Origin of the sequence: Sphingomonas sp. 8AM (genome assembly GCF_902506455.1) — a bacterium.
GTDB lineage: Bacteria > Pseudomonadota > Alphaproteobacteria > Sphingomonadales > Sphingomonadaceae > Sphingomonas.
The window spans coordinates 1,992,602-2,004,881 of record NZ_LR733844.1; the positions used below are offsets into that span (position 1 = coordinate 1,992,602).

Genomic DNA, 12,280 nt, shown 5'->3' on the forward strand with positions numbered 1-12,280 from the left:
GCGCAGGCAGGGGCCTATGTCTGTGAAGTCCATCCCGACGACGCGCCGGTCACAACGACAATGTGTCACATACAACGCTCATTCACCGCCACCACCATCGCCCCCTCGCCCTCCAGCGAAAGCGTCGTCACCGACCCCGGATCGCACCCCAGCGAGAAGATCCGCTCCAGCGGCAATCCGAGATAATGCGCCACCACCCCGCGGATCACATCGCAATGCGACACACATAACGTCACACCCTCCCCGCACGCGGCGACGAACGTGACCGCGCGCGCCACCGCCTCCGCCATCGTCTCACCGCCCGGACAACGCGCGGTCCCGCGCTCGGCATTCCAGCGCTGCCAGTCGGGATCGCCGTCGAGCGCCGCGAACGACCGTCCGGTAAAATCACCGAAGTCGATTTCATCCAGCGCCGCGTCCGCCATCACCGGCAGTTGCAACGCCGCCGCGACCACCGCTGCCGTTTCGCGGGTCCGTGCACGCGGGCTCGTTACGATCCGCCTCACCCCGCGCGCCGCCACCAGTCGTGCAAGCGCGGCAGCCTCCGCCTGTCCCTGCTGGTTCAGGGAGATATTGGAACGACCGCTCAGAACGCGGCCGACTTCTTGGTGATGCCCGTGCCGGGCAAGCAAAATACTTCTCGCCATTCCGGATTGATCTGCGTCAGTTCAGAAGCGCTGTCCATGAAAATTACGCTGGCGCAATAATTTCAGGAACCAAGCTAAGTAGAAGATGTTCTTACTGACGCAATCAACCAGCAATGAACGTGCGTGTCATTGATGGAGATCAAGTGCGGGGCGGAGGAACATTCGTGGAAACCATTCTCATCACCGGCGGGGCCGGCTTCATCGGTCGTTTCGTAGCCGATGAACTGCTGGCACGCGGCCATGAGGTGCGGGTACTGGACAGCCTGATCGAGCAAGTCCACGGCGATTGCGAGCGCCCGCCGCTCCTCAACGACGCGGTCGAGCTGATCCGCGGCGACATCCGCAACGGCGATGTCGTCAGCAAGGCGCTCGACGGCGTCGACAGCGTCATCCACCTCGCTGCCGAGGTCGGCGTCGGCCAGTCGATGTACGAGGTCGAACGCTACACCTCCACCAACGACGTCGGCACCGCCGTGCTCTTCGAGAAGCTGATCGACAAGCCGGTCCGCCGCGTCGTCACCGCCTCCTCGATGTCGATCTATGGCGAGGGGCTGTACCGCGATGCCGACGGCAATCTGGTGCAGGACGCCGAGCGCAAGGGGCTGCGCGACGGGCTGACCAACTGGGAGCCGGTCGATGCACAGGGTCGTCCGCTGACGCCCGTCGCGACGCCGGAGTGGAAGCAGCCCAACCTCGCCTCGATCTACGCGCTCAACAAATATGTGCAGGAGCGCACCACGCACATCATGGCCGCGCCCTATGGGATCGAAGGCGTGTGCCTGCGGCTGTTCAATGTCTACGGCCCGGGCCAGGCGCTCTCCAACCCCTATACCGGCGTGCTCGCAATCTTCGCGTCGCGTCTCCTCAACGGCCAGAAGCCGATGATCTTCGAGGACGGCGAGCAGCGCCGCGACTTCGTCCATGTCAGCGACGTGGCGCGTGGCTTCGCCGATGCCTTGTTCCTTCCGCAGGCGGTCGGCGGCACGTTCAACATCGGCTCGGGTCACGACCGTTCGGTCACCGAAGTCGCGACCGAACTCGCCAAGGCGATGGGCAAGAACGACCTGACGCCGGAGATCGTCGGCAAGGCGCGGATCGGCGACATCCGCCACTGCTTCTGCGACACCACGCTCGCGCAGGAACGGCTCGACTTCCGCGCGACGCAGGACTTCACCGCCGGCCTTGCCGAACTCGCCGAATGGGTCGCGGAACAGACCGCCGAGGACAAGGTCGCGACGATGCGCGCCGAGCTCGAGCGCCGCGGGCTGGTCGCATGAGCGGGCCGGTGCTGGTTACCGGCGGCGCCGGGTTCATCGGCTCCAACCTCGTCGACCGGCTTGCGAGTGAGGGGCATGACGTGGTGATCTACGACGCGCTCGCCCGCGCCGGGGTGGAGCGCAATCTCGCATGGCTGCGCCAGCGCCACGGCACGCGCATCCGCTTCGTCCACGCCGACATCCGCGACGCCGCGCGGCTCGCCGACGAGGTCGCGGGCGCATCGGCGGTGTTTCACTTCGCCGCACAGGTGGCGGTGACCACCAGCCTCGACGACCCCGCCGACGATTTCACCACCAACATCACCGCCACCTTCCAGTTGCTGGAGGCAATCCGCACCCGCGCACCCGAAGTGCCGCTGATCTTTGCCTCGACGAACAAAGTGTACGGCGATCTCGCAGACCTCGACTTCGTGCTGGAAAACGAGGCCTATCACCCCGTCGACCCGCACGTCCGCGCGCACGGCATCGGCGAGGCGCGCCCGCTCGACTTCCACACGCCTTACGGCGTGTCGAAGGGTGCCGCCGACCAGTACGTCCTCGATTACGCACGCAGCTTCGGGCTCAAGACCTGCGTCTTTCGAATGAGCTGCATCTACGGCCAGCGCCAGATGGGCACCGAGGATCAGGGCTGGGTCGCACATTTCCTGATCCGCGCGCTGAATGGCGAGCCGATCACCTTGTATGGCGACGGGCATCAGGTCCGCGACGTGCTCGACGTCCGCGATGCGGTGAACGCCTATCTCGCCGCGTGGCGGCGGATCGACGATGTCGCCGGGCGCGCCTTCAATCTCGGCGGCGGCCCCGACAATGCCGTCAGCCTGCGCCAGTTGCTCGCGCATATCGCGACGCTCACCGGCCGCCCGGTCGATGTCCGCTATTCCGGCTGGCGCGCCGGCGATCAGCGCTATTTCGTCGCCGATGCGCGCGCTGCCGCAGCGACGCTCGCGTTGCCCGAACGCCGCGACTGGCGCGAGGGCGTCGGCGCGCTCGCCGACTGGTTGCAGCGCGAACATGCCGCCGCCCTCACGACCGCTGACGCAACCCCGATCGAGGTCGCTGCGTGACAGGACGGCTGTTGATGACCGCCGATGCCGTCGGCGGGGTATGGCAATATGCGCTTCAACTCGCCGGCGATCTGGTCCGCACCGGCTGGTCGGTCGACCTTGCCACGCTCGGCCCCGCCCCCTCGCCCGCGCACCACGCGCAGGCCGGGGCGGCAGGCGTCACGCTGATCGACACGCGTCTCCCGCTCGACTGGCTCGCCAGGGATGCGCAGGCAGTCGCCGTCGCCGCCGATGCGATCGCCGCACTCGCCGCCGCGCGCGCGGTCGATGTCGTCCAGCTCAACCAGCCCGCGCTCGCCATCGCCGATTTCGCCATGCCCGTCGTCGCGGTCGTCCATAGCTGTGTCGCAAGCTGGTGGGAGGCGGTCGAGCAAGGCCCGCTCCCCGCCGATCTCGCCTGGCAGACCGAACTGGTCGCGCGCGGCCTCGCCCGGGCCGACGCGATCGTCTGCCCGACCCGCGCCTTCGCCGCGACGATCCAGCGGCTCTATGCGCTCCCGGTCGCGCCGCGCGCGATCCACAACGGTCGCACGCTCCCGGCCGCCACCGGCGCGCTCGACGCGCGCGCCTTCACCGCCGGGCGGCTGTGGGATCGCGGCAAGAACATCGCGACGCTCGACCGCGCCGCCGCCACGCTGCCGCTGACGTTCCGCGCCGCCGGCCCCGCACGCGGTCCGCACGGCGAACACCACAAGCTCCACCACCTCGAACCGCTCGGCCGGATCAGCGACGCCGCGATCGCCGCCGCGCTGTCGACCCGCCCGATCTTCGCCTCCGCCGCCTGGTACGAGCCGTTCGGGCTCGCGGTGCTGGAAGCGGCGCTGACCGGCTGCGCGCTGGTACTGTCCGACATCCCGACCTTTCGCGAATTGTGGGACGGCGTCGCGACCTTCGTCGCCGCCGACGACGCCGAGGGCTTCGCGCGCGCGATCGCCAACCTCGCCGCCGACACCGAGTTGCGGCTGGCACGCGGCGCGCTCGCCCGCACCCGCGCGCTCGATTACGCGCCCGAACGGACCGCGCGCGCGATGGCCGCGCTTTTCGATCGCGTCACCACCACCGGCGAGCGGGTCGCGGCATGAAGCTGGTTTATTTCACCCACAGCCTCGCCTCGTGCTGGAACCACGGCAACGCACACTTCCTGCGCGGCGTCCTCTCCGAACTGATCGCGCGCGGGCACGACGTGCGCGTCTACGAACCGGCCGGCGCATGGAGCCTCGAAAACCTGCTCGCCGACAACGGCGACGCCGGGCTTGACGCCTATCGCACCGCCTACCCTGAACTGTCCTCCCACACCTTCACCCCCGACGCCGATCTCACCGAACTGGTCGACGGTGCGGACGTGGTGATCGTCCACGAATGGAACGCGCACGATCTCGTCGCCGCGCTCGGCAAGCTGCGCCGCGACGGGGCAGGCTTCACGCTGCTGTTCCACGACACGCATCACCGCGCGGTCAGCGCGCCCGAGGAGATGCGCGCCTACGATCTCGACGGGTACGACGGCGTGCTCGCGTTCGGCGAGGCGCTGTCGCGCGTCTATCGCGACTGGGGCTGGGGCGACCGTGTCTGGACGTGGCACGAAGCTGCCGATACGCGCCGCTTCTTCCCGGTCGACAGCGCGGAGCGCGACGGCCTCGTCTGGATCGGCAATTGGGGCGATGGCGAGCGCACTGCCGAGATCGAGAACTATCTGCTCGCCCCCGCGCGCGACGCCGGGCTGCCGCTCGACATCTACGGCGTCCGCTACCCCGACGCGGGCAAGGCGATGCTCGCGGCGTATGGCGCGCGCTATCACGGCTGGGCACCCAACGCCGCCGCGCCCGCGCTTTTCGCGCGCGCACTGGCGACCGTCCATGTGCCCCGCCGCTATTACACGACGATTCTGCCCGGCATCCCGACGATCCGCATGTTCGAGGCGCTCGCCTGCGGCCTGCCGCTCGCCAGTGCGCCATGGGACGATGCCGAGCATCTGTTCCGCCCCGGCACCGACTTCCTGTTCGCGCAGACGCCCGACGACATGACGCGCATCCTCGGCGACCTGCGCCACGACGCCGGTCTGCGCGCGTCGCTGGCCAGTGCCGGGCTCGAAACCATCCACGCGCGCCACACCTGCGCGCACCGCGTCGACGAACTGCTGGCAATCCTCGCCGGCCTCGACGCCCCTTCCCATTTACGGAGCATCCCAGCGTGAAGATCGCCTTCTACGGGTCCAGTCTGCTGTCCTCCTACTGGAACGGCGCCGCGACCTATTATCGCGGCATCCTGCGCGCGCTCGGTGAGCGCGGCTACGACATCACCTTCTACGAACCCGATGCGTTCGAGCGGCAACAGCATCGCGACATCGACCCGCCCGCCTATGCCAAGGTCGTCGTCTATCCCGCGACGCACGATGCGCTGCGCGATGTATTGGCCGAGGCGGCAGACGCCGACATCGTCGTCAAGGCGAACGGCGTCGGCGTCTTCGATCGCGAACTGCTCGAAGGCATCATCGCGCACGCCCGTCCCGATGCGCTCAAGATCTTCTGGGACGTCGACGCCGCCGCGACGCTCGATGAGATGCGCGCCGACCCCGATCATCCGGTCACCGCCGCGCTGCCGCACCTCGACATGGTGCTCACCTACGGTGGCGGCGATCCGGTCGTGAACGCCTATCGCGCGTTCGGCGCGGTGAAGTGCGTGCCCGTTTACAACGCCTTGGACCCGCAGACCCACCACCCGGTCCCTGCCGACGACCGCTTCGCCTGCGACCTCGCCTTCCTCGGCAACCGCCTCCCCGACCGCGAGGCGCGCGTCGAAGAGTTCTTCCTCCGCCCCGCCGCCCTGCTCCCGCAGCAGAGCTTCCTGATCGGCGGCAACGGCTGGGATTCCAAACACATGCCCTGCAACGTCCGCCACCGCGGCCATGTCTTCACCGCCGAGCACAACGCCTTCAACTGCACGCCGCGCGCAGTCCTCAACGTCGCGCGTGACTCGATGGCGCATATCGGCTTCTCGCCCGCCACGCGCGTCTTCGAGGCCGCCGGCGCCGCCGCCTGCCTCATCACCGACGCTTGGGAAGGGATCGAGCTGTTCCTGATCCCCGATCAGGAAGTGCTGGTCGCGCGCGACGGACAGGACGTCGCCGACCATCTCGCCGCGCTCACCACCGAACGCGCGCAGCAGATCGGACAAGCCGCACTCAAGCGCGTCCTCGCCGAACACACCTATGATCTGCGCGGCGCGCAGGTCGACACTTTGTTCAAGGCGCACGCCGCCCGCCAGCGCGAGGCTGCGTGATGAAGCTCGTCGTCCTCGGCCTCTCGCTCAGCTCCAGCTGGGGCAACGGCCACGCCACCACCTTCCGCGCGCTGCTCCGCGCCTTTGCCGCGCGCGGGCACGACGTGCTGTTCCTCGAACGCGACATGCCCTGGTACGCCGCGCACCGCGACGAACCCGCGCCCGATTACTGCCGGCTCGAACTCTACGACAGCCTCGCGGCGCTGGCCGATTGGCGCACCGAGATCGAACAGGCCGATGCGGTGATGGTCGGCTCCTACGTCCCCGACGGAATCGACATCGGCAGACTGGTCCAGCAATGGCCGCGCGGCGTGACGACCTTCTACGACATCGACACGCCGGTCACGCTCGCAAAACTCGCGCGCGGCGCGTGCGACTATGTCTCGCCCGAGGTCATCCCCGGCTACGACGTCTATTGCTCGTTCACGGGCGGCCCGACGCTGCGGCTGATCGAGGCGCGCTACAAGAGTCCCGCCGCGCGCGCGCTCTATTGCTCGGTCGATGCTGACCGCTACCGCCCGACCGGCGTCGACAAGCGCTGGGACCTGTCGTATCTCGGCACTTATAGCGACGATCGCCAGCCGACGCTCGACCGCCTGCTGATCGAGCCCGCGCGACGTCACCCGGAAAAGCGCTTCGTCGTCGCCGGCCCGCAATACCCCGACACCATAGACTGGCCCGCCAACGTCGAGCGGATCGAGCATCTCGCCCCCGCCGACCACGCCGATTTCTATTCGGCGAGCCGCGCCACGCTCAACGTCACCCGCGCCGACATGATCGCCGCCGGCTGGTCGCCGTCGGTGCGGCTGTTCGAGGCGACCGCCTGCGGCACGCCGATCGTCTCGGATCGCTGGCCGGGAATCGACGAATTGCTGACGCCGGATGCCGAGATCCTGCTCGCCGATACCAGCGACGACGTCGAGGCGGCGCTCGCCCGCCCCGATCTCGATGCGATCGGCACCGCCGGCCGCGCCCGCGTGCTCGCCGAGCACACCGCGCACCACCGCGCCGCCGAACTGGAAGCGCACCTCCACGAAGCGGCGGCGGCGAAACTGGCCACCCCGTCGTCAGTGCCAGCGTAGCAAAGCAATCCAGCACATCCTGAGCCGACACTCGCTTCCTTCGCCTCGCGCGCAATGACGGGTCGGCGGAACGAACCGGGCCTGATCCCGGTTATGCCCCCCGAACCCGCGACGGACACTCCGGCGCGGTGGATCGCAACCAAGGAGATGTTCGATGAACAGCGATACGCTGACCGGCACGACCACCGATCTGGGCGGCAAGCTGAAGGAAGGCCTCGGCAAGGCGTTCGGCGACGACAAGCTGCGCGCCGAGGGTTCGGCCGATCGTGCCGAGGGCACCGTGCAGAAGACCTATGGTGAAGCCAAGGACAATGTCCGCCCGCTGATCGATCAGGCGCGTCGCTTCGTCAACGAGCGGCCGTTCGCTGCCGCCGCCGTTGGCGGCGTGATCGGTCTCGCGCTGCTCAACACGCTGCGCGGTAAGTAAATAGGAACGGGGGGAGCATTTAGCTCCCCCCTTTTCGTTGCCCCGGCCTGACCCCGGAGCAACGCTGCTCTCGTCTGCAGCCACTTAGACGACCGGCGAAAATCAGGCCGCCCGCCGCGCCGCGCAGCCTCGCAGCGCCTCCGCCAGCGCATCCGGCGCACTCGGCTTCGGACACACCGTCGCACTGGGATAGCGCAACCGCAGCGCCGCATCGTCGGCATGTCCCGAATGGAACAGCAGCGGGACCCCCGCCGCATGCAGCCGGTCCGCCGCCGGGAACACGGTCCCGTCCGCCAGCCGCACGTCCAGCACTGCCGCAGCGAAGCGTGCGGCATGCGTCTCGATCGCGGCCTCCGCCTCGACGACGGTCGCGCACGGCCCCACCACGTGGAAGCCGGCACCCTCGATCGTTTCCTGAAGATCGAGCGCGATGAACAACTCGTCCTCCACCAGCAGGACGTCGATGTCGGCAGGATCAGTCACGGGCAAGCACACTCGCAGGCAGTTTCATTCGCAGCCGAAACGATCGGCCAGCAACCTCGCTCCGTACCTCGCCAAGTAATTGTCGGACACTTGTCTGGACCAGCAGCGATCCGAAGCCCCGCGGCGCGCCGTCCGCATCGGCTCCGGCGTCAGCGCGACCGGTCTCGTCCCACTCCAGCGCCAGTCCGTCGTCGTTCACCTCCCAACGCACGGTCAATCCGGTGCCGCCATCGGCCTCACCGTCGCGGTTTTCGCCGCACAAGGCGCCGTATTTGACCGAGTTGGTCGCCCACTCATGAAGGACCAGCGCCAGCGACGACAGGCACTGCCGCTTGAGCGCCACCGTCGGCCCCTCGATCGTGATATGCGAATGATCGCGATACGGCGCGAGCGTCGCCGCCACCAGTTCGTCGAGCGCGATCGCCTGCGGCTGACCCGCCGGTGCCGCCAGCGAATGCGCCGATCCCAGCGCCGCGATCCGCTGCCGCAGGTCGGTCGCGAACGGCCGCACCTCGTCATGGTTGCGCGCCGCGACGGTGATCATCCCCGCGATTACCGCGAACAGGTTCTTCACGCGGTGGTTCATCTCGCGCAGCATCAGCTCGCGCGTTTCGGCCAGCGTATATTCGGGCGTCACGTCGATCGACACGCCGACCAGCCGCGGCGGGTTGCTCCCCGCGATGACCCGGCCAAAGCCCTTGACCCAGCGCGGCTCGCCGTCGATCGGGCGCAACCGGAACGTCGCCTCGTAATCGCCGTTGCGCTCCACGGCGCGGCGGAGCGCGGTTTCCACCGTACCGCGATCCTCGGGCTCGATCCGGCCGAGCAGCGGGTCGATCCGCGTCGCTTCCTCACCCGCGATATCGAACAGGCGCTGCTCGACACCGTCGAGCACCGTCTCGCCGGTCTCCGGACAATATTCCCACACGCCGATCCCGGCGGCCTTGATCGCCAGATCGAGCCGCTCGCGCTCGGCGGCGAGCTGCCGCTCCAGCGACAGCGCCTCGGTGATGTCGGTCAGCACCAGCGTCGTGCCGTCGACCGCGCCGCTCTGCGTACGATACGGCAGCACGCGCAGCGACAGCACGCGTTCGCCGTCGCTGGTCGTCACGCGGCGCTGCGTCGCCGGCGCCCCGGCCGCCACCGCCCGGGCGTCGTCGAGGAACTCGTTACCGCGCAACCGGCTGGCGACATCGCTCAGCGGCCGGCCGCGATCGGCGGGCTGCAACGGGAAGATCGAGACCGCCGCCTCGGTGTAGCTGCGCACCTTCAGATCGGCATCGAGCACCACCACCGCCAGTTCGGTCGACTGATGGAAGTTGCGCAGATCGGAATTGGCGACCGTCAGCTGCTCGACCTTGCCCTTCAGCTCGTCGTTGACGGTCGACAATTCCTCGTTCGTCGATTGAAGCTCCTCGTTCATCGACATCATTTCTTCGTTGGAGCTTTTCAGCTCCTCGTTCGCGGTCTCCAGTTCCTCGATCGCGGTACGCAAGCGGTGGCGCGTCAGCCGTAGCTCGTCCTCGATCGCCTCCAGATGGTCGTCGGTGGCGGCCAGGTCCTCCAGCTCGCCCTGGTCCGACGGCCGGAACGCGCCGCTGTCACGGAACACGAACAGCAAGGTGCCGTCGCCCAGCGGGTCGCAAATCACCTCGACCGGCTGGATGCCGTAATCGGTTTCGACCTCCACGTCGCGCGCCACCACACGGCGACGCTCGTCGCGCGCCTGCCGCAGCAGCGGACCGATCACCGTGCGCAACCCGGGCCGGGCGAGGTTCACCGCGCTGCTGCCGCCCGTCCGCGTCACCGGGAAGTCGAAATAGCGGCTCAGCTTGCCATAGGCTGCGATAATCCCGCCGTCCTGATCGACGATCAGGCTGGCCGGCGCATAGCGGTCGACGATCCGCCGGATCGCGGCGCTCTCGTTGGTCAACGCCGGGCTGTCGCCGCGGCCGTCGCGCTCGCGGCGTGCCCCGGTCGGGCGCGCGTTGCCCGGCAGGTCGATCGGGTAGATCGGCGCGCCCGGCGCGCGCTCGAACAGCCGCGCATGCTGGTCGACCACGGAGAACAGATGCTCGAACCGCCCGATGCTCTCCGACGGCCCCAGAAACAGGAAACCGCCGGGACGCAGCGCATAATGGAACAACGGCAAGACCGCCTGCTGCAGCCGATCGTCGAAATAGATCAGGAGGTTACGGCACGAGACCAGATCGACGCGCGAAAACGGCGGATCCTTGACCAGGCTGTGGCTCGAAAAGCGGATCATGTCCCGGATCTGCCCCGCGATCGTGAACCGCTCGGCGTGCGGCACGGTGTAGCGCTCGCGCAAATGGGGCGGCAGATCGACCAGCGCCGCCGCCGGATAGCTCCCCTCGCGCGCGATCGTCAGCATCTGCTCGTCGATGTCGGTGGCGAAGATCTGCACTGCCAGCGGCTGGCCCGAGGTGCGCGCCGCCTCGGCGAACAGCATCGCAATCGTATAGGCTTCCTCCCCGCTCGAACAGCCGGGCACCCAGACGCGCAGGTCGTCGTCAGTGGCGCGCTCGCGCAGCAACGGCTCGATGACCTGGGTGCGCAGCGTCTCGAATGCCTCGGCGTCACGGAAAAAGCGCGTGACGTTGATGAGCAGATCGCGGAACAGCGCCTCGCATTCATCGGCATCGCTGCGCACCCGCGCCAGATAGTCGCGACCGGTGCCGATCCCCAGCACATGCATCCGCCGCTCGACCCGCCGGATAAGCGTCGAGCGCTTGTAGCCCGAGAAATCATGTCCGATCGCGTTGCGCAACACGCGGCAAAGATCGTCGACATGATCGGCGACGACGCTCGCCTCCTGCTCACCCGGCTCGGTGCTGCGACGCCGGAAGAAGCCGCGGAGACATTCGAGGATCTCGCCGGGCGGCCTAACGAAGTCGATCAGCCCGGTGCCGACCGCCGAGGTCGGCATCCCGTCGTAGCGCGCGCTCTCCGGTTCCTGCACGACCGCGACGCCGCCATTCTCCTTGATCGCGCGCAGCCCGGTGGTGCCGTCCGCCCCGGTGCCCGACAGGATCACGCAGGCGGCATTCGCCTGCTGGTCGCCGGCCAGCGACTGGAAGAAGTCGTCGATCGGGCGGCGCAGCCCGCGCGGCTGCGCGAAGTCGGTCAGCTCCAGCACGCCGTCGCGGATCGCCAGCCCGCGGCCGGGCGGAATGATATAGACCGTGTCGGCCTCAATCCGCTCGCCACCGGCGCTTTGCAGCACGTCCAGCGCCGTCGCGCGATCGAGCAGTTCGGCCAGCATGCTCTCGTGATTGGGATCGAGATGCTGGACGACCACGAACGCCAGCCCGGTCGGCCGCTGCGCCGGCGCCAGCATCTCGCGCAATGCCTCGAGCCCGCCCGCCGACGCGCCGATCCCGACCACCGGCACCGCTGGCCGGTCCGCGGAGGAGGCGGTGGGCGACCCGCTGCCGTTATGCACTGTGGTCGTACTCGAGGCTGGCGAGCATCATCTTGGCCTGTGCGACGGTTGCAGCGCTGTTCGCGATCGTCAGCAGCGTGCCCTCCACCACGATCCCCGCATCCCCTGCGATCGGCGTAAGCCGCCCCAGCGTCCGCCCGAGTTCGTCGTCATAGTCGCTGAGCAGGTCCGGCTGCGAGCGGCTGACGTCGAATTGCGAGGCGAAGATGTAGCGGGCGGTGCCGTCGAGCGCCCGCAGCCGCGACATATAAAGCAGGTTGACGAACGGCGTCCCATCCTTGCGAAAGTTGACGATCGAGGTGCGGACATTCTCCTGCCGCGGGTTGCCCAGGAACTCGCGCAATCGCGAACGCGGCTCCTCGTTGGCGGCCGACCGCTGCAACATCCGGCAGTTGCGCCCAACGACATCCTCCGGCGCATAACCGGTCAGCGCGCTGAAACGGTCGCTGACCGCGAGCAGGTGGTTGTCGTCATCGGCGGTCGCGATCGCCAGCGCCACCCGCGACAGCCGCAGATACTCGCGCAACGCAGGAGGAAGTTCGGGGGTCACGCATACTCCGA

Annotated in this window: 11 protein-coding genes; 7 read left to right on the plus strand and 4 right to left on the minus strand. The window is 68.3% G+C overall.

All coding sequences use genetic code 11. The annotated features are described in order from the left end of the window. Positions 1 to 65: 65 nt before the first annotated feature. Complete coding sequence (locus tag BACI71_RS09370; RefSeq protein WP_159758016.1) at positions 66 to 647, minus strand: histidine phosphatase family protein; 582 nt, start codon at positions 645 to 647, stop codon at positions 66 to 68. Positions 648 to 811: 164 nt separating this feature from the next. On the opposite strand from BACI71_RS09370, the gene BACI71_RS09375 reads away from it, so the two are divergent. The 7 genes from BACI71_RS09375 (at position 812) to BACI71_RS09405 (ending at position 7,773) form a co-directional block, all read left to right on the plus strand. Beyond that, positions 812 to 1,924, plus strand: coding sequence for an NAD-dependent epimerase/dehydratase family protein (locus BACI71_RS09375; protein ID WP_159758019.1), 1,113 nt, complete (start codon positions 812 to 814; stop codon positions 1,922 to 1,924). After that, a complete protein-coding gene (locus tag BACI71_RS09380) occupies positions 1,921 to 2,988 on the plus strand; it encodes an SDR family NAD(P)-dependent oxidoreductase (RefSeq protein WP_159758022.1) in 1,068 nt (355 codons plus the stop codon). The genes BACI71_RS09375 and BACI71_RS09380 overlap by 4 nt, the downstream gene beginning before the upstream one ends. A 14-nt stretch (positions 2,989 to 3,002) precedes the next feature. Further along, entirely contained in the window at positions 3,003 to 4,070 is a 1,068-nt protein-coding gene (locus BACI71_RS09385) for a glycosyltransferase family 4 protein (RefSeq protein ID WP_159758025.1), read from the plus strand. Then, the gene (locus BACI71_RS09390; protein WP_159758028.1) at positions 4,067 to 5,179 is read left to right on the plus strand and encodes a CgeB family protein; all 1,113 of its coding nucleotides are present in this window, start codon (positions 4,067 to 4,069) and stop codon (positions 5,177 to 5,179) included. The genes BACI71_RS09385 and BACI71_RS09390 overlap by 4 nt, the downstream gene beginning before the upstream one ends. After that, a complete protein-coding gene (locus BACI71_RS09395) occupies positions 5,176 to 6,264 on the plus strand; it encodes a CgeB family protein (RefSeq protein WP_159758031.1) in 1,089 nt (362 codons plus the stop codon). The genes BACI71_RS09390 and BACI71_RS09395 overlap by 4 nt, the downstream gene beginning before the upstream one ends. Beyond that, complete coding sequence (locus tag BACI71_RS09400) at positions 6,264 to 7,346, plus strand: CgeB family protein (RefSeq protein ID WP_159758034.1); 1,083 nt, start codon at positions 6,264 to 6,266, stop codon at positions 7,344 to 7,346. Before BACI71_RS09395 ends, BACI71_RS09400 begins: the two co-directional genes overlap by 1 nt. A 154-nt stretch (positions 7,347 to 7,500) precedes the next feature. Then, positions 7,501 to 7,773, plus strand: a complete 273-nt coding sequence (locus BACI71_RS09405) for a CsbD family protein (protein ID WP_159758037.1) — start codon at positions 7,501 to 7,503, stop codon at positions 7,771 to 7,773. 102 nt (positions 7,774 to 7,875) lie between these two features. Here the strand turns inward: BACI71_RS09405 and BACI71_RS09410 are convergent, their stop codons facing one another. Genes BACI71_RS09410 through BACI71_RS09420 form a run of 3 tightly spaced genes read right to left on the minus strand, consistent with a single transcriptional unit; the run spans position 7,876 to position 12,269 of the window. After that, on the minus strand, positions 7,876 to 8,256 hold the full coding sequence (locus BACI71_RS09410; protein ID WP_236552921.1) for a response regulator: 381 nt from the start codon (positions 8,254 to 8,256) through the stop codon (positions 7,876 to 7,878). Then, on the minus strand, positions 8,249 to 11,719 hold the full coding sequence (locus tag BACI71_RS09415; protein WP_268894063.1) for a CheR family methyltransferase: 3,471 nt from the start codon (positions 11,717 to 11,719) through the stop codon (positions 8,249 to 8,251). Before BACI71_RS09415 ends, BACI71_RS09410 begins: the two co-directional genes overlap by 8 nt. After that, complete coding sequence (locus BACI71_RS09420) at positions 11,712 to 12,269, minus strand: PAS domain-containing protein (protein WP_159758040.1); 558 nt, start codon at positions 12,267 to 12,269, stop codon at positions 11,712 to 11,714. The genes BACI71_RS09415 and BACI71_RS09420 overlap by 8 nt, the downstream gene beginning before the upstream one ends. Positions 12,270 to 12,280: the final 11 nt, after the last annotated feature.

Bases quoted from the DNA above. Each gene is read 5' to 3' on its own strand.
- BACI71_RS09390 (WP_159758028.1), top strand. From the start codon at position 4,067: ATGAAGCTGGTTTATTTCACCCACAGCCTCGCCTCGTGCTGGAACCAC.
- BACI71_RS09405 (WP_159758037.1), top strand. From the start codon at position 7,501: ATGAACAGCGATACGCTGACCGGCACGACCACCGATCTGGGCGGCAAG.
- BACI71_RS09370 (WP_159758016.1), bottom strand. From the start codon at position 647: ATGGCGAGAAGTATTTTGCTTGCCCGGCACGGGCATCACCAAGAAGTC.
- BACI71_RS09400 (WP_159758034.1), top strand. From the start codon at position 6,264: ATGAAGCTCGTCGTCCTCGGCCTCTCGCTCAGCTCCAGCTGGGGCAAC.
- BACI71_RS09385 (WP_159758025.1), top strand. From the start codon at position 3,003: ATGACCGCCGATGCCGTCGGCGGGGTATGGCAATATGCGCTTCAACTC.
- BACI71_RS09380 (WP_159758022.1), top strand. From the start codon at position 1,921: ATGAGCGGGCCGGTGCTGGTTACCGGCGGCGCCGGGTTCATCGGCTCC.